This is a genomic window from Escherichia sp. MR, from assembly GCF_005280595.1.
Taxonomy (GTDB): Bacteria; Pseudomonadota; Gammaproteobacteria; order Enterobacterales; family Enterobacteriaceae; genus Escherichia; species Escherichia ruysiae.
In genome coordinates this window covers 30,228-54,624 of the sequence record NZ_SZVK01000026.1, presented here as the reverse complement: position 1 = coordinate 54,624, position 24,397 = coordinate 30,228, and the positions used below count along the sequence as shown (strand labels likewise).

24 protein-coding genes and 1 pseudogene are annotated in these 24,397 nt (G+C 50.8%); 12 read left to right on the top strand and 13 right to left on the bottom strand.

Translation table 11 applies throughout. The features are described 5' to 3' along the window. The first annotated feature begins 2 nt into the window (after positions 1 to 2). From FC814_RS23505 to phoU, 8 genes and pseudogenes are all read left to right on the top strand, one after another. Positions 3 to 59 carry an IS1 family transposase gene (locus FC814_RS23505; RefSeq protein ID WP_003032489.1) on the top strand — a complete coding sequence of 19 codons (57 nt, stop codon included), beginning with the start codon at positions 3 to 5 and terminating at the stop codon, positions 57 to 59. A 16-nt stretch (positions 60 to 75) separates the two neighbouring features. After that, positions 76 to 1,020 (top strand): annotated as a pseudogene (locus FC814_RS12885) (fimbria/pilus outer membrane usher protein); the annotation flags it as partial. A gap of 10 nt (positions 1,021 to 1,030) precedes the next feature. Beyond that, positions 1,031 to 2,098, top strand: a complete 1,068-nt coding sequence (locus FC814_RS12880) for a fimbrial protein (protein WP_001038771.1) — start codon at positions 1,031 to 1,033, stop codon at positions 2,096 to 2,098. A gap of 246 nt (positions 2,099 to 2,344) precedes the next feature. Next, positions 2,345 to 3,385: a phosphate ABC transporter substrate-binding protein PstS gene (gene pstS, locus FC814_RS12875; RefSeq protein ID WP_000867164.1), complete on the top strand. Its 1,041-nt coding sequence runs from the start codon at positions 2,345 to 2,347 to the stop codon at positions 3,383 to 3,385. 85 nt (positions 3,386 to 3,470) lie between these two features. After that, on the top strand, positions 3,471 to 4,430 hold the full coding sequence (gene pstC / locus FC814_RS12870; protein ID WP_000741617.1) for a phosphate ABC transporter permease PstC: 960 nt from the start codon (positions 3,471 to 3,473) through the stop codon (positions 4,428 to 4,430). Next, positions 4,430 to 5,320 carry a phosphate ABC transporter permease PstA gene (gene pstA, locus FC814_RS12865; RefSeq protein WP_001251991.1) on the top strand — a complete coding sequence of 297 codons (891 nt, stop codon included), beginning with the start codon at positions 4,430 to 4,432 and terminating at the stop codon, positions 5,318 to 5,320. Before pstC ends, pstA begins: the two co-directional genes overlap by 1 nt. A gap of 182 nt (positions 5,321 to 5,502) precedes the next feature. Then, a complete protein-coding gene (gene pstB, locus FC814_RS12860) occupies positions 5,503 to 6,276 on the top strand; it encodes a phosphate ABC transporter ATP-binding protein PstB (RefSeq protein ID WP_000063120.1) in 774 nt (257 codons plus the stop codon). A gap of 14 nt (positions 6,277 to 6,290) precedes the next feature. Then, positions 6,291 to 7,022, top strand: coding sequence for a phosphate signaling complex protein PhoU (gene phoU, locus FC814_RS12855; protein WP_000377802.1), 732 nt, complete (start codon positions 6,291 to 6,293; stop codon positions 7,020 to 7,022). A 69-nt stretch (positions 7,023 to 7,091) separates the two neighbouring features. On the opposite strand, the gene yieH is transcribed toward phoU, so the two are convergent. Beyond that, the gene (gene yieH, locus FC814_RS12850; protein WP_137326022.1) at positions 7,092 to 7,757 is read right to left on the bottom strand and encodes a 6-phosphogluconate phosphatase; all 666 of its coding nucleotides are present in this window, start codon (positions 7,755 to 7,757) and stop codon (positions 7,092 to 7,094) included. A 166-nt stretch (positions 7,758 to 7,923) separates the two neighbouring features. Here yieH and adeP point away from each other — a divergent pair, with 166 nt between their 5' ends. Continuing rightward, positions 7,924 to 9,261: an adenine permease AdeP gene (gene adeP / locus FC814_RS12845; RefSeq protein ID WP_010347264.1), complete on the top strand. Its 1,338-nt coding sequence runs from the start codon at positions 7,924 to 7,926 to the stop codon at positions 9,259 to 9,261. Between the two features lie 54 nt (positions 9,262 to 9,315). Here adeP and yieF read toward each other — a convergent pair whose 3' ends face one another. The 12 genes from yieF to rpmH all read right to left on the bottom strand — a co-directional run bounded on the left by yieF (position 9,316) and on the right by rpmH (position 20,199). Next, entirely contained in the window at positions 9,316 to 9,882 is a 567-nt protein-coding gene (gene yieF / locus FC814_RS12840; RefSeq protein ID WP_001291116.1) for a class I chromate reductase YieF, read from the bottom strand. Between the two features lie 21 nt (positions 9,883 to 9,903). Next, positions 9,904 to 10,653, bottom strand: coding sequence for a 4'-phosphopantetheinyl transferase superfamily protein (locus FC814_RS12835; protein ID WP_010347267.1), 750 nt, complete (start codon positions 10,651 to 10,653; stop codon positions 9,904 to 9,906). A gap of 156 nt (positions 10,654 to 10,809) precedes the next feature. Then, positions 10,810 to 11,769 (bottom strand): HTH-type transcriptional regulator YidZ, encoded by a 960-nt coding sequence (gene yidZ / locus FC814_RS12830; RefSeq protein WP_085461487.1) that lies wholly within the window; start codon positions 11,767 to 11,769, stop codon positions 10,810 to 10,812. After that, on the bottom strand, positions 11,744 to 12,919 hold the full coding sequence (gene mdtL, locus FC814_RS12825; RefSeq protein WP_137326021.1) for a multidrug efflux MFS transporter MdtL: 1,176 nt from the start codon (positions 12,917 to 12,919) through the stop codon (positions 11,744 to 11,746). The genes yidZ and mdtL overlap by 26 nt, the downstream gene beginning before the upstream one ends. 132 nt (positions 12,920 to 13,051) lie before the next feature. After that, a complete protein-coding gene (gene tnaB, locus FC814_RS12820) occupies positions 13,052 to 14,299 on the bottom strand; it encodes a low affinity tryptophan permease TnaB (protein WP_000138823.1) in 1,248 nt (415 codons plus the stop codon). A gap of 90 nt (positions 14,300 to 14,389) precedes the next feature. Further along, positions 14,390 to 15,805 carry a tryptophanase gene (gene tnaA / locus FC814_RS12815; protein ID WP_010347274.1) on the bottom strand — a complete coding sequence of 472 codons (1,416 nt, stop codon included), beginning with the start codon at positions 15,803 to 15,805 and terminating at the stop codon, positions 14,390 to 14,392. Positions 15,806 to 16,026: 221 nt separating this feature from the next. Beyond that, positions 16,027 to 16,101 (bottom strand): tryptophanase leader peptide, encoded by a 75-nt coding sequence (gene tnaC, locus FC814_RS12810; RefSeq protein WP_032147965.1) that lies wholly within the window; start codon positions 16,099 to 16,101, stop codon positions 16,027 to 16,029. A gap of 241 nt (positions 16,102 to 16,342) precedes the next feature. Next, the gene (gene mnmE, locus FC814_RS12805; protein WP_001282346.1) at positions 16,343 to 17,707 is read right to left on the bottom strand and encodes a tRNA uridine-5-carboxymethylaminomethyl(34) synthesis GTPase MnmE; all 1,365 of its coding nucleotides are present in this window, start codon (positions 17,705 to 17,707) and stop codon (positions 16,343 to 16,345) included. A gap of 105 nt (positions 17,708 to 17,812) precedes the next feature. Then, positions 17,813 to 19,459, bottom strand: a complete 1,647-nt coding sequence (gene yidC / locus FC814_RS12800) for a membrane protein insertase YidC (RefSeq protein WP_000378289.1) — start codon at positions 19,457 to 19,459, stop codon at positions 17,813 to 17,815. 2 nt (positions 19,460 to 19,461) lie between these two features. Next, on the bottom strand, positions 19,462 to 19,719 hold the full coding sequence (gene yidD / locus FC814_RS12795; protein WP_001307474.1) for a membrane protein insertion efficiency factor YidD: 258 nt from the start codon (positions 19,717 to 19,719) through the stop codon (positions 19,462 to 19,464). Continuing rightward, complete coding sequence (gene rnpA, locus FC814_RS12790; protein ID WP_000239730.1) at positions 19,683 to 20,042, bottom strand: ribonuclease P protein component; 360 nt, start codon at positions 20,040 to 20,042, stop codon at positions 19,683 to 19,685. Before rnpA ends, yidD begins: the two co-directional genes overlap by 37 nt. Positions 20,043 to 20,058: 16 nt before the next feature. Further along, the gene (gene rpmH / locus FC814_RS12785) at positions 20,059 to 20,199 is read right to left on the bottom strand and encodes a 50S ribosomal protein L34 (protein WP_000831330.1); all 141 of its coding nucleotides are present in this window, start codon (positions 20,197 to 20,199) and stop codon (positions 20,059 to 20,061) included. Between the two features lie 606 nt (positions 20,200 to 20,805). Between rpmH and dnaA the strand changes: the two genes are divergently transcribed. From dnaA to recF, 3 genes are read left to right on the top strand one after another with little or no spacing between them, the layout of a single operon-like run. Beyond that, complete coding sequence (dnaA, locus tag FC814_RS12775) at positions 20,806 to 22,206, top strand: chromosomal replication initiator protein DnaA (protein WP_137326020.1); 1,401 nt, start codon at positions 20,806 to 20,808, stop codon at positions 22,204 to 22,206. Positions 22,207 to 22,210: 4 nt separating this feature from the next. Further along, a complete protein-coding gene (gene dnaN, locus FC814_RS12770) occupies positions 22,211 to 23,311 on the top strand; it encodes a DNA polymerase III subunit beta (RefSeq protein WP_000673456.1) in 1,101 nt (366 codons plus the stop codon). After that, positions 23,311 to 24,384 carry a DNA replication/repair protein RecF gene (recF, locus tag FC814_RS12765; protein ID WP_000060090.1) on the top strand — a complete coding sequence of 358 codons (1,074 nt, stop codon included), beginning with the start codon at positions 23,311 to 23,313 and terminating at the stop codon, positions 24,382 to 24,384. The genes dnaN and recF overlap by 1 nt, the downstream gene beginning before the upstream one ends. Positions 24,385 to 24,397 lie beyond the last annotated feature (13 nt).

The window sequence follows — 24,397 nt, the reverse complement described above, 5'->3', positions numbered from 1 at the left end:
CGGTGGAGCTGCATGACAAAGTCATCGGGCATTATCTGAACATAAAACACTATCAATAAGTTGGAGTCATTACCCAGCAGTAGCTGGAAGCGTCTCTCGTGGAATATCTCCTGGAGTTATTCCAATACCGCTCGTCAGGGGACGAGTAATAATTATGCCAGTGATAACAGCAGTGAGCAGATCTACATGCTCTCTTTATCTGTGCCTTTATCTGGCTGGTGGGGGAATAGTTACGCCACATATTCCGTTTCACAAAATGATAATTCCGGCAGTTCACATCAAGTAGGGATAAGCGGAACAGCCCTGGAAAAAAATAATCTGTCCTGGAATTTAATGCAGTCTTATAACAGCCACGATGATGAAGTTGGCGGGAATATGTCACTGTCTTATGACGGCACCTACGGTTCGCTGAACGGCAGTTATAATTACAGCCAAAATTCCCAGCGACTCAATTACGGTATTAAGGGCGGTATTCTGGCGCACAGCGAAGGGGTAACGTTAAGTCAGGAGTTAGGTGAAACCATCGCGCTGGTTAAAGCACCAGGCGCAGCCGGGCTGGAAATTGATAATATGCGCGGTGCCGCAACGGACTGGCGTGGCTACACGGTCAAGACACAACTAAATCCATATGATGAAAACCGAGTGGCAATCAGTGATAACTATTTCTCGAAAGCAAATGTCGAGCTTGATAATACCGTCGTGACGATGATTCCGACGCGTGGCGCTGTGGTTAAAGCAGAGTTTGTTACGCATGTGGGTTACCGTGTTTTATTCAGAGTCATGAATGTAAAAGGTAAGCCAGCACCATTTGGCGCGATGGCATCAGTACAAAGCGCGTCCTCTGCAAACTCAGGGATTGTGGGGGACCATGGCGAGCTTTATCTCTCGGGACTTACTGAAAAGGGACAAGTAACATTATCCTGGGGCGAAAATGCGACCACAAAATGTACCTTCGATTACACTCTCTCATTACCTGCAAGTGAAAGTGGATTAATTGAGCAAGACGTGACATGTCATTAAAAGGATTTTTATGAACAAGAATATTATACGATGGTGGTTGGCGATTCTTATTGTCTCTTTTAGTGGCACAATACTAGCTGCGCCTAAAGGTATCTGTACTCCAGATAATGGGGTTTTCCATAGTACGCTTAATTTTTCAGGCTATCTTATTACAGCGAACCAGAACAGAGTAGGTACGATATTTAACACCACGGTGAGTAATGGTGGCTCTTATCCAGGTCGCTGTCATTGTGATACGGGGCCTTTAGATCGATTCTCCTTTATTTACTACACAGCCAGAATCAATGATGCCTTAAGCTTTGCTGGTGTTCACTCAGGCTTGAATTATTATAATCTTAATCCGAATCTCGATGTGGGTATTGCAATTGATATTCTCGGAGTAGGAATGGTTAATGCACCGTTTGACTATCAGCCTAATAAGCCTTCTAACAGTTATGATTGTGGCCGTATTTCCCCCTTGAATATTTCCAGCGGTGCAAGAGCACAAATTTATTTTTATATCAAAAAAACCTTTGTGGGAAAGTTAATTATTCCTGAAACAAAGATATCTACGTTGTATGGAACCATAAGTCGTGATACGCCGGTTGATTATTCTCAACCGATGGCTGATGTTTACATTCACGGCGATATCACTGCGGCACAAACTTGCGAAATTAATAATTTACAACCGGTTTATTTTGATTTTAAAGAAATACCCGCCGCAGATTTTTCCTCTGTTACCGGGAGTGCGGTAACAACGCATAAAATCACTAAAACCGTCACTATTGAGTGTGAAAACATGGGGTTACTGAATACAGACGATATCACCACATCATTTTATGCTACTGAATCCAGTACGGATAATTCTATGGTTGTAACGTCAAACCCCAACGTGGGGGTAAAAATATACGATAAAAATAATAAGGAAATCAAAGTAAACGGAGGCGAATTGTCGACAGATATGGGCAAAACAACCGTCTATGGAGAGAAAGCTGGCAACGTCACTTTTTCTGCCGCACCTGCAAGCCTCACTGGAGCTCGCCCTGCGCCAGGAACATTTACCGCGACTGCAACCATAACAATTGAGATTGTTCGCTAACCGAACTGACAGCGGTGCTCCTCACACCGTTGTCATTTTACGCATTTTTGGCTGTATATTTTCATCCGACATGACAAAACGATGACATCGCTTTCCTTTTTTTCTTCAAATAAATTAAACACTTAAATAATAATCCTGATTTGTCATAAAACTGTCATAAACCTTACATATAACTGTCACCTGTTTGTCCTATTTTGCTTCTCGTAGCCAACAAACAATGCTTTATGAATCCTCCCAGGAGACATTATGAAAGTTATGCGTACCACCGTCGCAACTGTTGTCGCCGCGACCTTATCGATGAGTGCTTTCTCTGTATTTGCAGAAGCAAGCCTGACAGGTGCGGGTGCAACCTTCCCTGCGCCGGTGTATGCCAAATGGGCTGACACTTACCAGAAAGAAACCGGTAATAAAGTTAACTACCAGGGTATCGGTTCTTCCGGTGGCGTAAAACAGATTATCGCCAATACCGTTGATTTCGGTGCTTCAGACGCGCCGCTGTCTGACGAAAAACTGGCTCAGGAAGGCCTTTTCCAGTTTCCGACCGTGATTGGCGGCGTGGTGCTGGCGGTTAACCTGCCGGGTCTGAAATCTGGTGAACTGGTGCTGGATGGTAAAACTCTCGGTGACATCTACCTGGGCAAAATCAAAAAGTGGGATGACGAAGCCATCGCTAAACTCAATCCGGGTCTGAAACTGCCTTCACAGAACATTGCCGTAGTGCGCCGCGCAGATGGCTCCGGGACTTCCTTCGTCTTCACCAGCTACCTGGCGAAAGTGAACGAAGAGTGGAAAAACAACGTTGGTACTGGCTCTACCGTAAAATGGCCGATCGGTCTGGGCGGTAAAGGTAACGACGGTATCGCCGCGTTCGTTCAGCGTCTGCCGGGTGCAATTGGTTACGTTGAATATGCTTACGCTAAGCAGAACAACCTGGCGTACACCAAACTGATCTCCGCTGATGGTAAACCGGTTAGTCCGACCGAAGAAAACTTCGCTAATGCAGCAAAAGGTGCAGACTGGAGCAAAACCTTCGCTCAGGATCTGACCAACCAGAAAGGCGAAGATGCATGGCCTATTACCTCTACCACGTTCATACTGATCCACAAAGATCAGAAGAAACCTGAGCAGGGTGTAGAAGTGCTGAAGTTCTTCGACTGGGCATACAAAACCGGGGCTAAACAGGCTAACGACCTTGATTACGCCAGCCTGCCGGAGAGCGTTGTAGAACAGGTTCGCGCTGCGTGGAAGACCAATATTAAAGACAGTAGCGGTAAGCCGCTGTACTAATAAAACACCATGCCGGATAAGGTCTTTACGTCGTATCCGGCATTACAAAATGACTTTGTAAACGCGTTTAACTGAAGAGTAACTTATGGCTGCAACCAAGCCTGCTTTTAACCCACCGGGTAAAAAGGGCGACATAATTTTCAGCGTGCTGGTAAAACTGGCGGCGCTGATTGTGCTATTGATGTTGGGTGGCATTATTGTCTCTCTGATCATCTCCTCCTGGCCGAGCATTCAGAAATTTGGTCTGGCTTTCCTGTGGACCAAAGAGTGGGATGCACCGAACGATATCTACGGGGCGCTGGTGCCGATCTACGGTACGCTGGTGACTTCGTTTATCGCGCTGCTGATCGCCGTTCCGGTGAGTTTCGGTATCGCCCTGTTCCTGACTGAGCTTGCGCCTGGCTGGCTGAAACGCCCGCTGGGTATCGCCATTGAGCTGCTGGCAGCCATTCCAAGTATCGTTTACGGCATGTGGGGCCTGTTTATCTTTGCGCCGCTGTTTGCCGTTTACTTCCAGGAGCCAGTCGGCAATATCCTGTCGAATATCCCGATTGTCGGTGCGCTGTTCTCCGGACCGGCCTTTGGTATCGGTATCCTCGCGGCAGGCGTGATCCTCGCCATTATGATCATTCCGTACATTGCGGCGGTCATGCGCGATGTGTTCGAACAGACACCTGTGATGATGAAAGAGTCGGCCTACGGTATCGGCTGCACCACCTGGGAAGTTATCTGGCGTATCGTTCTTCCGTTCACCAAAAATGGTGTTATCGGCGGCATTATGCTGGGGCTGGGGCGCGCGCTCGGTGAAACCATGGCGGTGACCTTTATCATCGGTAACACCTACCAGCTCGACAGCGCCTCGCTGTACATGCCGGGCAACAGTATCACCTCTGCGCTGGCCAACGAATTTGCGGAAGCGGAATCTGGCCTGCACGTTGCCGCACTGATGGAACTCGGCCTGATCCTGTTTGTAATTACCTTCATCGTACTGGCCGCATCGAAGTTTATGATTATGCGCCTGGCTAAGAATGAGGGGGCACGCTAATGGCTATGGTTGAAATGCAAACCACTGCGGCGCTGGCGGAATCCCGCCGCAAAATGCAGGCGCGTCGCCGTCTCAAAAACCGTATTGCGCTGACGCTCTCAATGGCGACGATGGCCTTCGGCCTGTTCTGGCTGATCTGGATTTTAATGTCCACCATCACTCGCGGAATCGACGGTATGTCGCTGGCGCTGTTCACCGAAATGACGCCGCCGCCAAATACGGAAGGTGGTGGTCTGGCGAACGCCCTGGCGGGTAGCGGCCTGTTAATTTTGTGGGCCACGGTATTCGGTACGCCGCTGGGTATTATGGCGGGGATTTATCTGGCGGAGTATGGCCGTAAATCCTGGCTGGCAGAAGTGATTCGCTTTATTAACGACATTCTGCTCTCCGCTCCGTCGATTGTGGTTGGTCTGTTTGTTTATACCATCGTGGTGGCGCAGATGGAGCACTTCTCCGGCTGGGCGGGCGTAATTGCGCTGGCGCTGTTGCAGGTGCCGATTGTTATCCGTACCACCGAGAACATGCTGAAACTGGTGCCGGACAGCCTGCGTGAAGCGGCTTATGCGCTGGGTACGCCGAAGTGGAAGATGATCTCCGCGATTACGCTGAAAGCGTCGGTATCCGGGATCATGACCGGTATCCTGCTGGCGATTGCCCGTATTGCTGGTGAAACCGCGCCGCTGCTGTTTACCGCGCTCTCCAACCAGTTCTGGAGCACGGACATGATGCAGCCGATCGCCAACCTGCCGGTGACGATCTTTAAGTTTGCGATGAGCCCATTTGCGGAATGGCAGCAACTGGCCTGGGCCGGGGTATTGATCATCACTCTGTGCGTCCTGCTGCTGAACATTCTGGCGCGCGTTGTTTTTGCGAAGAATAAACACGGTTGATATTGCTGACACGGTTTTCCCCTCACCCTAACCCTCTCCCCAGAGGGGCGAGGGGACCGATCGAGCGCCTTTTTGACTCTGTACACGGTTAACACTTTGTCGGATGCGGCGTGAGCGCCTTATCCGGCCTACGGTAAGCCTGATTCGCGAAGTGCATCAGGCACGATGAGGAAAAGATTGCAATGAGTATGGTTGAAACTGCCCCGAGTAAAATTCAGGTTCGTAATTTGAACTTCTACTACGGCAAATTCCATGCCCTGAAAAACATCAACCTGGATATCGCTAAAAACCAGGTTACGGCGTTTATCGGGCCGTCCGGCTGCGGTAAATCGACGCTGCTGCGTACCTTCAATAAAATGTTTGAACTGTACCCGGATCAGCGTGCGGAAGGTGAAATTCTGCTCGATGGCGACAACATTCTGACGAACACTCAGGATATCGCCCTGCTGCGTGCGAAAGTGGGCATGGTGTTCCAGAAACCGACGCCGTTCCCGATGTCCATTTACGACAACATCGCTTTTGGTGTCCGTCTGTTTGAGAAGCTCTCTCGTGCCGACATGGACGAGCGCGTACAGTGGGCATTGACCAAAGCCGCATTGTGGAACGAAACCAAAGATAAATTGCACCAGAGCGGTTACTCTCTCTCTGGTGGTCAGCAACAGCGTCTGTGCATTGCGCGAGGAATCGCCATTCGCCCGGAAGTGCTGCTGCTCGACGAACCGTGTTCGGCGCTCGACCCTATCTCCACCGGGCGTATTGAAGAGCTGATCACCGAACTGAAGCAGGATTACACCGTGGTGATCGTCACCCACAACATGCAGCAGGCTGCGCGTTGTTCCGACCACACGGCATTTATGTATATGGGCGAATTGATTGAGTTCAGCAACACGGACGATCTGTTCACCAAGCCAGCGAAGAAACAAACAGAAGACTACATCACCGGTCGTTACGGTTGATTCAGGAGTGCGTTATGGACAGTCTCAATCTTAATAAACATATTTCTGGCCAGTTCAATGCCGAACTGGAAAGCATCCGCACGCAGGTGATGACCATGGGCGGTATGGTGGAGCAACAGCTTACTGATGCCATCACCGCCATGCACAATCAGGATAGCGATCTGGCGAAGCGTGTGATCGAAGGCGACAAAAACGTCAACATGATGGAAGTGGCAATCGATGAAGCCTGTGTGCGCATTATTGCTAAACGTCAGCCGACGGCGAGCGACCTGCGTCTGGTGATGGTGATCAGCAAGACCATCGCCGAACTGGAGCGTATTGGCGACGTGGCGGACAAAATCTGCCGTACTGCGCTGGAGAAATTCTCCCAGCAGCATCAGCCGTTGCTGGTAAGTCTGGAATCTCTGGGGCGTCACACAATCCAGATGCTGCATGACGTACTGGACGCGTTCGCGCGCATGGATATTGACGAAGCGGTACGAATTTATCGTGAAGATAAAAAAGTCGATCAGGAGTACGAAGGTATTGTTCGTCAGCTGATGACCTACATGATGGAAGATTCGCGCACTATTCCGAGCGTACTTACCGCGCTGTTCTGTGCGCGTTCAATCGAACGTATCGGTGACCGTTGTCAGAATATCTGTGAATATATCTTCTACTACGTGAAAGGGCAGGATTTCCGTCACGTCGGCGGCGATGAGCTGGATAAACTGCTGGCAGAGAAAGATCCGAAAGCCTCACGCTAACCGTATGCCGCATCAGGCAATCTGCGAGTACGTAATCTGACCGGTGAGATATATCACCGGTCTCTTTATTTACTGAGTGATATCCCAGCCGCGAGCCTTCCAGAGTTCCGGTAACTGTGAAAGATGGGTAAAAGTAGTGACTTTCGGATGAACGATCGGCTTATTGTGCGGGTCAGCGCAGAAGTAAAACACTTCCATACCGGCATCGATTCCTGACTGCGCACCGGCGCTGGAGTCATCAACCAGAATGCAGTTTTCAACGTTCACATTCATCGCTTTTGCCGCATGGGACATTAACGCCGGATCGGGCTTCCAGCGTTGGATATCGTAACCGCTGAACAGTTTTTCCGGGAAATAGTGCAGCATATTGAGTTTGCCAAGCGAATGTTGCATTTTGCTGACTGGGCCGTTAGAGACGACGCACATCGGCACGTTAACGCTCGCCAGCAATTCGTTAGCACCCGCAATCACCTCCAGTTCGCTATCAAACAGACGTGCCACTTCCGCACGATAAACGTGCTCGGCATCGGCACGAACCATTTCTACGCCCTGTTCTTTGCTAATGATGTCGATGATTTCGTAGAGTTTTACGCCTTTAAAACGGGTAAAAATCTCTTCCAGGTCAACGTGAATGCCAAATTCCCTGAACATCGTGACATAGGCGCGAGAGCAAATAACCTCGCTATCGACCAGCGTACCGTCACAGTCGAAAAATACCGCTTCTATCTGGGACATGTCTTTCCTTTATCGTTAGTTTAACGTTTTCGTCATGCAGATTGGCGCGACGCAATCGTTGCCGTATAAGCAAATACAATGAAAAAAAGTTATCTTCAGCCGTCCATATTGTCTCATTTTGGTATACGATAGCGACGGATTTTCCCTCCTTGTTCGGAAATAGATAATGAGTCAACAACACACAACCCAGGCTTCTGGCCAGGGGATGCTGGAACGCGTGTTTAAACTGCGCGAACATGGCACGACGGCACGAACCGAAGTGATCGCTGGTTTTACCACCTTCCTGACGATGGTTTACATCGTTTTTGTTAACCCGCAAATTCTTGGCGTCGCTGGCATGGACACCAGCGCCGTCTTCGTCACCACCTGTCTGATTGCTGCGTTCGGCAGTATTCTGATGGGGCTGTTTGCTAACCTGCCAGTCGCGCTGGCTCCCGCTATGGGTCTGAATGCGTTCTTCGCCTTTGTTGTGGTGCAGGCGATGGGCTTGCCATGGCAGGTCGGGATGGGCGCCATTTTCTGGGGCGCGATTGGTCTGCTGTTACTGACGATTTTCCGCGTTCGCTACTGGATGATTGCTAACATTCCAGTGAGTCTGCGTGTGGGGATCACCAGCGGTATCGGCCTGTTCATTGGTATGATGGGGCTGAAAAACGCAGGTGTCATTGTCGCTAACCCGGAAACGCTGGTTAGCATCGGTAACCTGACTTCTCACAGCGTGCTGCTGGGTATCCTCGGCTTCTTCATCATTGCTATTCTGGCCTCGCGCAACATTCACGCGGCGGTGCTGGTTTCCATCGTGGTGACGACGCTTTTGGGCTGGATGCTGGGTGATGTGCACTACAACGGCATTGTCTCCGCGCCGCCGAGCGTGATGACGGTAGTGGGTCATGTGGATTTAGCCGGGTCATTAAACCTCGGTCTGGCAGGGGTAATTTTCTCTTTCATGCTGGTCAACCTGTTTGACTCCTCCGGTACGTTGATTGGCGTAACCGATAAAGCGGGTCTGGCGGATGAGAAAGGTAAATTCCCGCGCATGAAGCAGGCGCTGTATGTCGACAGTATCTCTTCTGTTACCGGTTCCTTTATCGGTACATCTTCCGTCACGGCGTATATTGAGTCCTCTTCTGGTGTTTCCGTTGGCGGTCGTACCGGTCTGACGGCAGTGGTTGTCGGCCTGCTATTCCTGCTGGTTATCTTTCTGTCACCGCTGGCGGGAATGGTGCCTGGCTATGCTGCTGCTGGCGCGCTGATCTACGTGGGCGTACTGATGACCTCAAGTCTTGCTCGCGTGAAATGGCAGGATCTTACTGAATCCGTTCCGGCGTTTATTACCGCCGTGATGATGCCGTTCAGCTTTTCGATTACTGAAGGTATTGCGCTGGGCTTCATTTCCTACTGCGTGATGAAAATCGGCACCGGACGTCTGCGTGATCTAAGCCCGTGCGTAATCATCGTTGCGCTGCTGTTTATCCTGAAGATCGTGTTTATCGACGCCCACTAAAATCGATAACTCGTTAAAAAACCCGCCATGAGTTACCGCTGGCGGGTTTTTTATTTAGAGTTTCACCCGCTGAATAAACTCGCCAAATGCGGTCAATTGTCCGGTCAGATGATCCAGTGTTCCTTGATCAATCACTTCTCCGGTTTGTGGATCGACTTTGTTCTGAATCACACCGCCCATAAACTCCGGTTTGTTCATTACCATCGCGTCGAGAAAAACCAGAATCTGGCGCAGGTGATACTGGCAGCGCGCGCCGCCAATCACGCCCATTGAGCTGGTCTGAATCAACACCGGTTTACCGGCCAGCGGTTGATCCGGCAGGCGAGATAGCCAGTCGATGGCATTTTTCAGTCCGCCCGGCACGGAGTAGTTATATTCCGGCGTGACGATCACCACGCCGTCAGCTTGGCGAATTTGTTCCGCCAGAGCTTCAACTGTCGCTGGAAAACCTTCTTCCTGCTGTACGTCAGCGTCATACAGAGGAATGTCGGCAATGGAAGGTAACGCATTGACTTCCATACCCGCAGGGGCAATTTTCGGCAGTGTACGTGCAACCATGCCATTAAATGAGCCTTTGCGCAGGCTCCCCAGTAACGTAACCACCTTCAATTTTTCAGACATGATGACTCCTGTGGTTGTCTATCAATTTGGCGAAAAAGACTTCACGGTAGATAGCTGGGCAAAACGCATCATCCGGCTGGTGGGGTTGTTGGCGCGACTGTGAATATCCGGCAGACTTTTCCAGCCTTGCTTACCATCTAACTCCCAGACACTGAGCTTCTCAATCGCTGGAGTGACCGCCACGGACCACACCAGCACGTCCTCTGCGTCGCATAACGCTTCTACATGATTTACATGGGCACATTTCAGGCGTCCGGCAATGGGCAGCAATTGCAGATCGCGCGGGTCGTCATTCAGTACATCGCCGGTAAGTTTTAGCACGCTTCGGCGCAAAGTAATGAGTTGCGCTCGTGCTTCATTAGGATCGTTCTGCTTACTGATCCATAACGATTCATTGCTGGAAAAAATAGGGTTATCGGGTGCATGGGGACTATGAAACCCGCGTGTTGCGCGCTGTAGCTCCATATCGAGACCACACTCACCTTCGGTTGTTAACGCTACGCCGACCATATTTCCGGCATAGGATATTGAAAATGATGGCAAATTTTTATCGAGGAAAACCGGCTTTCCTTTAGCCTGGGTGACGATCTCTGGTAATTCGCTTATGCCATACAGCATAGACATCAGTTCTGCGAGTAAACCTCTGGACGCCAGAAAACGACTTTGACGATGAGGGGGAAGATTTCGGGCTTCTTGATGACACCGGGAGGGGAGACGAACAGATATCAAATGTCCTTCCGTTAAAATCCCTCGGGCAAAGTGAGTCGCCATTTTTCGCTCCATGCTTAATGGTCCATTATGAATACAAGAGTAATCATTTGCTGGAACTATGGACAGACTAAAGTGGCGAAAAGTTCGATTCGGATAAGTTTATTACATGTTTTTTACATTTTATCGTGAAACGTGGTCGCATTTTATACGATTTTATTATGCTATCGAGGCGTAAATATTTTTAATAGTTTCCCGTAACCAGACGATCTTCGGGTTATGGCTATTCCGTTTGTGCCACAGCAGAGTAAACGGTACTTCCAGCTTTTTTTGCTGGATTTCATCAAACGGGAGAGGGAGAGCAACCAACGGCAGTTGGTGGAGCTGATTGTAGTACTGACAGTAGCGCGGTGCGGTCGCCAGTAGCAGATTGTCGGGCTGCGCCGCCATAAATAGTGCCTGCTCAAATTCTGGCAGACTCATAGCAATCGTGCGTTCTCGGCCTAGCTCCTGTAACACATTGTCCAGCGCCCAGGTGTCGCTCTGTTCCCAGCAAATGCTGATATGCGGATAACGCAGAAAGGTGTCCAGATCCCACGCTTCACGTAGTGCCGGATGATCTTTGCGTAGCCAGACGCAGGGCACATCACTAAACAGCACTTCATAATCAATGGATAACGGCAACGAACTTAGTAGCTCCCGCGAACGGGGATGACTTTCACGACCGGAAAAACCGATATCCACTTCGCCACGGGTAATTGCATCCAGCGAATCGTAATCCCAGTTACGTAGTTTGATGGTCGCCTGGGGGTAACGCTGGTAGATCTGTTTCGATAACGCGTTAAACATGATCATCATCAGCGGCGACTCCGCCGCTAACTCAAACTTAAGGCCGCGCGGCGTTTCGTGATGCGGTTTATCCAGCAGCAGATTGCTCATTTGCATCCATTCCGCCAGATTTTGTTCCATGCTGACCATCAGCGGCGTGGGCGTCAGACCCAGCGGTGAGTTCACAAAGAGCGGATCATCAAACCATGCCCGAAGTTTTGCTAATGACTTGCTCACCGCCGAAGGCGTGACGTTCATCCGTTTCGCCGCTTTGGTTACGCTGCGCTCCTGCATCAGCAATTGCAGACAGAGCAGCAAATTGAGATCAAGCGTGGTGATGGATTTCTTCATGAGCGGCAACCGGGCGTCCAGGCGCGACGAACATAATCAGCAACAGGCTCACTATGCTACAGGCAATCAGAATCCCGATCAGCATATTCCATGCGCCGATACCAACCACCGCCGCCAGCCAAATCCACAGTGACGAACCGCAAACTTGCGCAATACCTAAGGTCGAGCTGGCTACGCCCGCGCGTAATGAAAACGGCCCTAACGCCTGACTCATCGCCACACCAAAACCTACCGAGAAACCGGCGCAAATCAGCGTGATGCCAAACAGAGAAATCACGTGGGAAGGTGAAATGGCAAGGGTGATACCCGCCGCCAGGAATAACACCTGCGAGGTGATCATCAGCGTTCGCGGCTTAAAAATTCCCAATGCAAACGGCGTGGAGAACGATACGGTCATACTGACGCCTGCGGTCAGCGCCATAATGGTGGCGTATTCTCCGCGCTCAAAACCCATGATTTCCATCATCAATACAGGCGACGTATTCACGAAGGTGAGGATCACCGAAACGCTGAGGGTGGTGATAACAACACGGCTGAGGAAAAAACGGTTAAGCAGCGATTCAGTATCTTCTCGTGGTTTGTCCGAAGCGGCAGGCGCGGCAGGGCGCGTTTCTTTTAAAATAAATAAAGACAACATCAGTACTGCGAAGCCCATCATCGCCATTACCCAGAACAGGCTTTGCCACGGGAATTTAAGCATAATCAGATGCCCGAGTACCGGCGCTAACACCGGAATGATGCAGGTAATACCGTTGAGTAACGACAGCACTTTTGCCCGACGTCGATCGTCCAGTGTGTCGCGTAAAATGGCGAACGCCACCACGTAACAACAGCCCGCGCCCAGCCCCTGTAGAAAGCGTCCTGCAAGAAATAACGCGCTGGTTTCAGCCAGTGAACAGAACACCGAGGCGATAATAAATAGCGCCGCGCCGGGTATGGCGACCGGTTTTCTTCCTGAACGATCGGCCACTTTACCGGCAAATAACATCGCTGCCGCCATTCCCGCCAGATAAACGGAAAACGCAATATGTAACTGCGCTTCGCTGGCATTGAGGTCGGCGGCGATACGCGGTAAACCAACGAGGTACATATCAATCCCTGCGGGATAAAGTAAAACCAGGGCAAAACTACAAATTAAGAAACGGGACATGAGCTAAAGCGTCCTGACGGAAAGGTGACGCAAAGCATACGTGGTGACGGAGAATCAGGCGAGTTGCCATTTGGACAAAAGAGATTTCCTGTGAGGCAAGAAGCCAGCAAAATAGCTGGCTTCTTGAAGGGATCAGCCAAATTTAGGTAACACGTTAAAAACGTTACCGAACCAGCATAAAATTACGGTTATACCAAAGAGAATGACAATCGCCGGAATAAGATTGCCGCCCCAGACCGTAAACATCTGATTGGGAAACTTCTTGCGAGCTTTGATTGCCAGCACTGCGGGAATAATGACCGCCCAGATAGTGGCGCACAGTCCGGCACCGCCGATCCCGTAAATAAAGCCATTCGGGAAGACGAGATACAACAACGCGGGTGGCAGGAAGGTTAACAGCACGGTTTTGAAACGCCCGCCGTGGGAGTTATCAATCTTAAACAGATCCGCCAGATAATCGAACAACCCCAGCGTGACACCAAAAAACGAGCTGGCGACAGCTAAGTTGGAGAACACCAGCAGGCAAAACTCGATAATGCCATGTTGTTTGGTGCCGAGGAACGATTTCACCAGTGAATCGACGTTGCCGCCGGAGGAGATAATCGCTTTAAAACTTTCACGCGGAATATTCCCCATCGTGCAATACAGCCAGAAGAGATAAATCACCAGCGCCAGCAGCGAACCGAAAACCACGCTTTTGATGAGCTTATCTTTGCGTTTGCCATAGCAAATAATCAGGCTGGGAATATTGCCGTGGAAACCAAATGACGCAAGGCACACTGGCAGAGCCATAAAAATGTACGGGAAGTAAGACGTCCCCGCAGTCGTGCTGGTGGCATCACGTAGAACGGAATAATCGACCTGGAAGAAGAAAGAGCCAAACACAATGACAAAGGAGATAATCTTCAGCCCGAGGAACAATGACGTGATACGGCTGGCGGCTAACGAACTTATCCATAATACGCTGGCGACGAAAATGGCCGTGCAGATCCCGACAATGCGAGGATTGGCATGGTAGCCCAGATTCATTGATATCGTTTCGCTAATGATCGCGCCGTTAGCGGAGATATAGGCGTAAGTGAGAATATAGAGAACGAAGGCAACGGTAATGCCGCTGATAATGTTCCAGGTGTTACCGATTAAATCTTTAGTGATGGTATTAAAACTGGAGCCGACGGGATAATTTAAATTTGCTTCTAATAAAAGTAACCCAGAATGTAGCATTGAAAACCAGGCAATGATAAGGATAAAGGCACCCCAGAAAAACCAGGCACCGGCAAGATCAACAGGTAAAGCAAACATACCTCCACCGATTACTGTACCTGCTATAACCATAACACCCCAAAATGCAGAGTGTTTTTTTTCTGCTTGTTCAGTCATGATGCCACCTTTAGAGGAAGGCTATTTTTGTTATTGAGGATGTAGGGAGTGGAGTGGCTAACATCCTTATAGCCACTCTGAGTGTATTAATTAAACTTCTTTCAGTTTTGCGGTGAAGTGACGCAATACTTTCGGTTCGTAGGTAAAGGTTAACCCTTTAATATTTGCTGCGTTCTCTTTCACATGTTTGAAGGCTTCAATAATAAAGTCCATATGTGTTTGAGTATAGGTTGCGCGTGGAATGGTTAAACGCAGCAATTCTGCCGGGCACGGCAGTTGTTTACCGGTTTTCGGATCGCGGCCTAACAGGAAAGAACCAATTTCTACCGCACGGATACCGGCGACTTTATACAGCTCGCACGCCAGCGCCTGTGCCGGGAACTGATCTGCCGGAATATGCGGCAACAGTTTACCTGCATCAACGAACGCCGCGTGACCGCCCGCCTGCTGACACACAACGCCAATCTCTTCCAGACCATCGACCAGATACTGCACCTGCGCAATACGATAAGCCAGCCAGTCATGATTCATGCCATCATACAGACCCACAGCCAGACGCTCCATCGCGCCACCTTCCAGACCACCATAAGTCGGGAAGCCTTCCTGCACCACGCAAAGGGTTCTGCACTCGGTATAGACATCGAAGAAGCTGTCGTCTTTCACGCACAGCAGGCCGCCCATCGGCACCATCGCATCTTTCTTGGCGGACATTGCCAGCATATCGGCATATTTGTAGGTTTCGCGGGTAATTTGCTCGATAGTCCAGTCTTTGTATTCCGCTTCACGTTGCTTGATGAAATAGGCGTTTTCAGCAAAGCGCGCGGAGTCCATCACTACAGGAATGTCATATTTCTTCGCAATGCTGTACATCGCTTTCATATTTGCCAGTGAAACCGGCTGACCACCTGCGGAGTTACTGGTGATGGTAGCAACGATATATGGCACGTTATTCGGGCCAACTTCCTCAATACCGCGTTCTAATCCTTCGAGGTCAAAGTTACCTTTAAAGTCGTAACGCACGCCCGTATCGAAGGCTTCTTTGATATAGACGTTACGCACGGTACAGCCGTTAATCTGGCTATGCCCCTGAGTGGTGTCGAAGAAATAGTTCGAGAACGCTACCATTTTGCTGCGATCCAGCCCTTTTTCCTGCTCGCGTTTTTTAATCAGTACCGGAATGTAGATTTGCTCTGCGCCACGCCCCTGGTGAGTCGGAATGGTGTATTGATAACCAAAGATATTCTTCACTGACTCGGCTAATGCGTAGTAGCTGCGGCTGCCGCTGTAGGCTTCGTCGCCGCGCATCATCGCTGCCTGCATACTCTGCGTCACCGCTCCGGTGCCACTGTCGGTCAGTAAATCGATAAACACATCTTCGCTATCCAGCAGAAATGGGTTCATACCGGATTTAATAATCGCTTCTTCACGATAAGCGCGAGTGGTACGTTTTACTGGCTCAATAACACGAATGCGGAACGGTTCAGGGAGGTGTTTAAAGTTTTCCATTGCATAATCCTTCATTTATTTTAATTGCAGTGATCCCTGTGAATATTACATTTGCAATATCTATTAATTCGCCAGATATATATGCAAGAGCCATCATTTACTAAAACAAGTAAATAAATGAGAGATAGCCTTTGCAAAAGGCAAAATTAAGATATAGCAAACAAATAGATCACATGGAATCTAATTCGGTTTGGTTCTGATGATGGCTACAGAAGGGCAAATTAAGGGCGGTGATCGACAATTCTGTTGTCAATATTAAACCACTTTGAGGTCACACATATATGTAAGGTATTCATAATGCACTTATCCTCGAAAGACACGACGTTACAGTATAATACTCAAGATTTTTGTCTATTCTGAAATTGTTTAAATGTGAATCGAATCACAAACGATTACGAAGCAATATTAAATGCTTTTTTAAGAAAATAAGTTACGTGAGAAGGTTAAGGTTTATAAAAAGGGTTGAGTAATAATAAGAGTGCTAACAAGAAAGCAAAGCCGCATCAGGCAATCAGGATGCGGCTTTGTAGGTACGGGTTACTTACCGATACAGAAGCTGGAGAAAATCCGCCCCAGCAAATCATCAGAGGTAAATTCCCCGGTGATTTCGCTTAAGTTCTGCTGTGCCAGGCGCAACTCTTCCGCCAGCAGTTCACCTGCCCAGGCTCCCAACAGTTGCGCTTTGCCCTGTTGTAGATGTTCCGCCGCCTGTTCCAGCGCCTGTAAGTGACGACGACGCGCCAGGAAGCCACCTTCCATATTCGTGTCGAAACCCATGCTCTGTTTGAGATGGTTACGCAACACATCCACGCCTTCGCCAGTCCTTGCAGAGAGACGAATCAACGCGTGACCGTTCACTTCGCTCATTCCCAGCGTTTCGCCGGTAATGTCGGCTTTATTGCGCACCACGGTGATCGGCAGTTTTGCAGGCAGACGGGCGATAAACTCCGGCCAGATCTCTGCTGGATCAACGGCGTCTGTCGTCGTGCCATCAACCATAAACAGCACGCGATCGGCCTGTTCAATTTCCTGCCACGCGCGCTCGATACCAATACGTTCCACTTCGTCGCTGGCTTCTCGTAGCCCGGCGGTATCGATAATATGTAGAGGCATCCCGTCAATATGAATATGCTCACGCAGCACGTCGCGCGTGGTTCCGGCAATATCAGTCACGATTGCCGCTTCACGGCCTGCCAGCGCGTTTAACAGGCTCGATTTACCGGCATTTGGGCGCCCGGCAATCACCACCTTCATCCCTTCGCGCAGCAGACTACCCTGACGTGCTTCGGCGCGTACTGCGTCGAGGTCGGCAATCACGTCATTGAGTTGGGCTTCAATTTTGCCGTCGGAGAGGAAATCGATCTCTTCATCGGGGAAATCAATCGCCGCTTCGACGTAAATGCGCAAGTGGGTGAGGGCTTCCACCAGATGGTTGACCCGGGCGGAGAACGCGCCTTGCAGTGAGTTAAGCGCCGAACGAGCCGCCTGTTCTGAGCTGGCGTCGATAAGATCCGCAATCGCTTCGGCCTGGGCTAAATCGAGTTTATCGTTAAGAAACGCGCGTTCTGAAAACTCACCAGGGCGAGCAATCCGCAGGCCAGGAATGGTCAGAATACGTTTTAACAGCAGGTCGAGGATCACCGGACCGCCATGACCTTGCAGTTCCAGCACATCTTCACCGGTGAACGAGTTCGGGCCAGGGAACCATAGCGCAATCCCCTGATCGAGCACGCTGCCGTCGGCGTCTTTAAACGGAAGATAATCGGCGTAGCGCGGCTTAGGCAATTTACCCAGCACGGTTTCGGCAACTTCACGGGCTTTGAAGCCGGAGATGCGCAGGATGCCAACGCCGCCACGTCCAGGAGGCGTGGCCTGGGCTACGATAGTGTCATTATCGCTCATGATGTTCCTGTTGCTTTGTGTGGCGGATGCGCTGTGCTTATCCGCACTACGAAAAGAAAAAAGGCGGTCAACTGACCGCCCTTATTTTAGCGAAAACTCACCGAATCAGGATTTTTTCTTCTCGCGGCTATGCAGGCCACGTTTTTCCAGACCACGGTAAATCAGCTGCTGCTGAATAATGGTTACCAGGTTGCTGACGATATAGTACAGCACCAGACCTGACGGGAACCACAGGAAGAACACGGTGAAGATGACCGGCATAAAGGTCATGATCTTCTGCTGCATCGGGTCGGTCACGGTGGTCGGCGACATCTTCTGAATGAAGAACATCGTTACGCCCATCAGGATCGGCAGGATGTAGTACGGGTCCTGTGCAGACAGGTCGTGGATCCACAGTGCAAACGGTGCCTGACGCAGTTCAACGGAACCCATCAGCATGTAGTACAACGCCAGGAAGATTGGCATCTGGATCAGCAGCGGGAAGCAGCCGCCCAGCGGGTTAACCTTCTCAGCTTTGTACAGCGCCATCATTTCCTGGCTGATACGCTGTTTGTCATCGCCCAGACGCTCACGCATTGCCTGAATCTTCGGCTGCAGCATACGCATCTTCGCCATGGAGGTGTACTGCGCTTTGGTCAGCGGGTACATGATGCCACGAACGATAAAGGTGATGATGATAATGGAGAAGCCCCAGTTACCCACAAAGCTATGGATCCATTTCAGCAGTTTGAACAGCGGCTGAGAGATGAACCACAACCAACCGTAATCAACGGTCAGATCCAGGTGCGGAGCAACGGCCGCCATTTTGTCCTGGATTTCCGGGCCAACCCACAGGGTGCTGTTCATCGCGCCAGTCTGACCAGGCTGAACCAGTACCGGCTGAGATTTATAGCCGATAGCGGCGATGCCGTTACCCAGATTAGCGGTATAGAAGTTGTTGGTGCCGTCGTTATGCGGGATCCATGCAGTTGCGAAATACTGTTGCAGCATCGCAACCCAACCACCTTTCGAAGAGATGTTCAGGTTTTCGTTGTCAGCAATAGTATCGAACTTGTATTTCTCGTACTTCTCGTCAGGCGTGGAGTACGCCGCGCCACGGAAGGTATGCAGCGCAAAGTTGCTGCTTCCGGTATCGAGATGCGGTGGCAGAGTGATGGATTGCTTCAACTGACCAAAGGTGGAGATCTCCAGCGGTTTTTCGCCAGCGTTCTGCACGTTGTAGTTGACGTTGACAGCGTAATCACCACGTTTCAGGACAAACGTTTTGGTAAACGTGTTGCCTGCCGCGTCGGTATACGTCATCGGCACCTGCAGTTCGTTTTGGCCTTCAGCCAGCACATAAGCGTCTTTTTCGACGTTATACAGCGGACGCGGGCCGTTAGCCGGGTTATCCGGGCCATCACGACCGGTCAGACCGCTCTGTGCCTGATAAATAAACTGCGGTGAGGTTTCCAGCAGCTGGAACGGCTGGGTAGAGTTCAGTTCTTTCGGGTAAGCCGGCAGCAGGGCCTGCTCAACATCACCACCACGGGTGTTGATGGTCAGATCAAGCACGTCGGTTTTAACCGAAATCAGTTTCCCCTGGCCACTGGCCGGTACGCCCTGGTCGGCGGCGCTACCCGCTGCGGTGGTCGTTGTCTGCGTGGTCTGTTGAACCTGAGGTTGCGGGTTTTTATCCTGCTCCCAGGCTTGCCAGATCATGAAAGACACGAACAGCAAAGCGATGACTAAAAGATTGCGTTGCGAATCCATCGTTAGTGTTCTCTGGTATCAAATGGTCCGGGCGGGACGGGATCGTCACCACCAGGGTGTAAAGGGTGGCATTTTAATACGCGTTTCACCGTCAACCAACTGCCTTTTATCACTCCAAACCTGCGCAATGCCTCAATTCCGTAGCTTGAACAGGTTGGAGTGAAACGACAATGCGGCCCGAGTAGCGGACTAATCAGGCGTTGGTAGACCCGAATAAGGGCTATCAGGACCCGCGAGCCAGGCGACAGTGGCGGCGCCATAATTTTTCCAACGCTTCCGAGAGAGCACGGTTATCGAGGTCGGCAACCCCTTTTTTCGCCACCACCACGAAATCCATAGCCGGGAGTTCATGTTGGCGTAGACGGAAGCTTTCACGCGTCAGACGTTTAATCCGATTGCGTTCATGCGCTCGTCGAACGTTTTTCTTGGCGACTGTAAGACCGATACGGGGATGCCCCAGCGAATTCAGGCGGCCGAGGATGGTGATTTGCGGCGTGCCAGCCCGTTGTGGCTGCTGGAAGACGAATGTGAATTGACTGGGAGTTAACAAGCGTAACTCCCTGGGAAATGCGAGCTTAACCACTCAGGGGTTAGCTTTATTACTTAGAAACGGTCAGACGAGCACGGCCTTTAGCACGACGACGTGCCAGTACCTGACGACCATTTTTAGTAGCCATACGAGCACGGAAGCCGTGAGAACGGTTGCGCTTCAGTACAGACGGTTGAAAAGTGCGTTTCATGGCGATTTCTACCTAAACTTGAATAAATTCAATGGCTTTATTGGATATCCGTCCGAAAATCGAACGATGGACACCGAAGCCATGGGTGATTAAAGAGGCCGGATTGTAATAATTGTACACTCCGGAGTCAATTCTCTTTCCTTATTTACCGCGCTTTTCCGCACCTTTTCACAGGGAAAAAGTGCAACTGTATACCGGTGAAAACCAGCATTGCGCGCCGGGTGGAGGATTATACGGGCTACCAGGTAAAGCGCAAGGATCGCTCAGGATCTTTATTAGATCGATTAAGACTAATTTTGTTTATGGTCATTAAATTTTCCAATATGCGGCCTAAATCGTGCCCGCCTTGCGCCTGGATCGTTTACACTTAACGGGTTCTGGAAAGTCCTGTGGATAAATCGGGAAAATCTGTGAGAAACAGAAGATCTCTTGCGCAGTTTAGGCTATGATCCTCGGTCCCGATCGTTTTGCAGGATCTTGATCGGGCATATAACCGCAGACAGCGGTTCGTGCGTCACCCTCATGCAGGGTCTTTTCGACGTGCGTCAACAATCATGAATGTTTCAGCCTTAGTCATAATCGACTTTTGTTCGAGTGGAGTCCGCCGTGTCACTTTCGCTTTGGCAGCAGTGTCTTGCCCGATTGCAGGATGAGTTACCAGCCACAGAATTTAGTATGTGGATACGCCCATTGCAGGCGGAACTGAGCGATAACACGCTGGCCTTGTACGCGCCAAACCGTTTTGTCCTCGACTGGGTACGGGACAAGTACCTCAATAATATCAATGGACTGCTAACCAGTTTCTGCGGAGCGGATGCCCCACAGCTGCGTTTTGAAGTGGGCACAAAGCCCGTGACACAAACGCTGAAAGTCCCTGCCAGTAACACCGTTGCACTAGCTCAGGCCGCTCAGGTGCAACCGCAACGTGCTGCACCTGCGGCGCGCTCGGGTTGGGATAACGTTCCGGCTCCGGCAGAACCGACCTATCGTTCCAACGTTAACGTTAAACATACATTTGATAACTTCGTCGAAGGTAAATCTAACCAACTGGCGCGCGCGGCGGCTCGCCAGGTGGCAGACAACCCTGGCGGCGCCTATAACCCGCTGTTCCTTTATGGCGGCACGGGGCTGGGGAAAACTCACCTGCTCCATGCGGTGGGCAATGGCATTATGGCGCGCAAGCCCAATGCCAAAGTGGTTTATATGCACTCCGAACGTTTTGTGCAGGACATGGTAAAAGCTCTGCAAAACAACGCGATTGAAGAGTTTAAACGCTACTACCGTTCCGTAGATGCGCTGCTGATCGACGATATTCAGTTTTTTGCTAATAAAGAACGATCCCAGGAAGAGTTTTTCCACACCTTCAACGCCCTGCTTGAAGGTAATCAGCAGATCATTCTCACCTCGGATCGCTATCCGAAAGAGATCAACGGCGTTGAGGATCGTTTGAAATCCCGCTTTGGCTGGGGACTGACTGTGGCGATCGAACCGCCAGAGCTGGAAACCCGCGTGGCGATCCTGATGAAAAAGGCCGACGAAAACGACATTCGTTTGCCGGGCGAAGTGGCGTTCTTTATCGCCAAGCGTCTACGATCTAACGTGCGTGAGCTGGAAGGGGCACTGAACCGCGTCATTGCTAACGCTAACTTTACCGGACGGGCGATCACCATCGACTTCGTGCGTGAGGCGCTGCGCGATTTGCTGGCATTGCAGGAAAAACTGGTCACCATCGACAATATTCAAAAGACGGTGGCGGAGTACTACAAGATCAAAGTCGCGGATCTCCTTTCCAAGCGTCGATCTCGCTCGGTGGCGCGTCCGCGCCAGATGGCGATGGCGCTGGCGAAAGAGCTGACTAACCACAGTCTGCCAGAGATCGGCGATGCGTTTGGTGGTCGTGACCACACGACGGTGCTTCATGCTTGCCGTAAGATCGAGCAGTTGCGTGAAGAAAGCCATGATATCAAAGAAGATTTTTCAAATTTAATCAGAACATTGTCATCTTAATCCTATGAAATTTACCGTAGAACGTGAGCATTTATTAAAACCGCTACAACAGGTGAGCGGTCCGTTAGGTGGTCGTCCTACGCTACCGATTCTCGGTAATCTGCTGTTACAGGTTGCTGACGGTACGTTGTCGCTGACCGGTACAGATCTCGAGATGGAAATGGTGGCACGTGTTGCGCTGATTCAGCCGCACGAACCAGGGGCGACGACCGTTCCGGCGCGCAAATTCTTTGATATCTGCCGTGGTCTGCCTGAAGGCGCGGAAATTGCCGTGCAACTGGAAGGTGAGCGGATGCTGGTGCGCTCCGGGCGTAGCCGTTTTTCGCTGTCTACCCTACCAGCGGCGGATTTCCCGAACCTCGATGACTGGCAGAGCGAAGTCGAATTTACCCTGCCGCAGGCGACGATGAAGCGTCTGATTGAAGCGACCCAGTTTTCAATGGCGCATCAGGACGTTCGCTATTATTTAAACGGTATGTTGTTCGAAACCGAAGGCGAAGAACTGCGTACCGTGGCGACCGACGGTCACCGTCTGGCGGTCTGCTCAATGCCGATTGGTCAGTCTTTGCCAAGCCATTCGGTGATTGTGCCGCGTAAAGGTGTGATTGAACTAATGCGTATGCTCGACGGTGGCGACAATCCGCTGCGCGTGCAGATTGGCAGCAACAACATTCGCGCCCACGTTGGCGACTTTATCTTCACCTCCAAACTGGTGGACGGTCGTTTCCCGGATTACCGTCGAGTTCTGCCGAAGAACCCGGATAAACATCTGGAAGCTGGCTGTGATCTGCTCAAACAGGCGTTTGCTCGTGCGGCGATTCTCTCTAACGAGAAATTCCGTGGTGTGCGCCTGTATGTCAGTGAAAACCAGTTGAAAATTACCGCCAACAACCCGGAACAGGAAGAAGCGGAAGAGATCCTCGACGTCACCTATAGCGGTGCAGAAATGGAAATCGGCTTCAACGTTAGCTATGTGCTGGATGTTCTGAACGCGCTGAAATGCGAAAACGTGCGTATGATGCTGACCGATTCGGTTTCCAGCGTGCAGATTGAAGATGCCGCATCACAGTCGGCTGCCTATGTTGTCATGCCAATGAGACTGTAATGTCCCTCACCCGCTTGTTGATCCGCGATTTCCGCAATATCGAAAACGCGGATCTCGCTTTATCTCCTGGCTTTAACTTTCTGGTGGGTGCCAACGGCAGTGGCAAAACCAGCGTGCTGGAAGCCATCTATACGCTCGGTCACGGTCGGGCGTTTCGTAGTTTGCAGATTGGTCGCGTCATTCGCCATGAGCAGGAGGCGTTTATTCTCCACGGGCGATTACAGGGCGAAGAGCGTGAGACGGCAATTGGCTTAACCAAAGATAAACAGGGCGACAGCAAAGTCCGCATTGACGGTACTGACGGGCATAAAGTTGCGGAGCTGGCGCATCTGATGCCGATGCAACTGATAACGCCAGAAGGGTTTACTTTACTCAACGGCGGCCCGAAATACAGAAGAGCATTCCTCGACTGGGGATGCTTTCACAACGAACCTGGATTTTTCACCGCCTGGAGCAATCTCAAGCGTTTGCTCAAGCAGCGCAATGCGGCGCTGCGTCAGGTGACTCGTTACGAGCAGCTACGCCCGTGGGATAAAGAACTGATCCCGCTGGCGGAGCAAATCAGCACCTGGCGCGCCCAGTACAGCGCCGGTATCGCCGCCGATATGGCCGATACCTGTAAGCAATTTCTCCCGGAGTTTTCTCTGACTTTCTCTTTTCAGCGCGGCTGGGAGAAAGAGACAGAATACGCTGAGGTGCTGGAACGTAATTTTGAACGCGATCGCCAGCTAACCTACACTGCGCACGGCCCGCACAAAGCGGACTTACGCATTCGCGCCGACGGTGCGCCGGTGGAAGATACCTTATCGCGTGGGCAGCTAAAGCTGCTGATGTGCGCCTTACGTCTGGCGCAAGGAGAGTTCCTCACCCGTGAAAGCGGGCGGCGGTGTCTCTACCTGATAGATGATTTTGCCTCTGAGCTTGATGATGAGCGTCGCGGACTGCTTGCCAGTCGCTTAAAAGCGACGCAATCACAGGTCTTTGTCAGTGCGATAAGTGCTGAACACGTTATAGACATGTCGGACGAAAATTCGAAGATGTTTACCGTGGAAAAGGGTAAAATAACGGATTAACCCAAGTATAAAT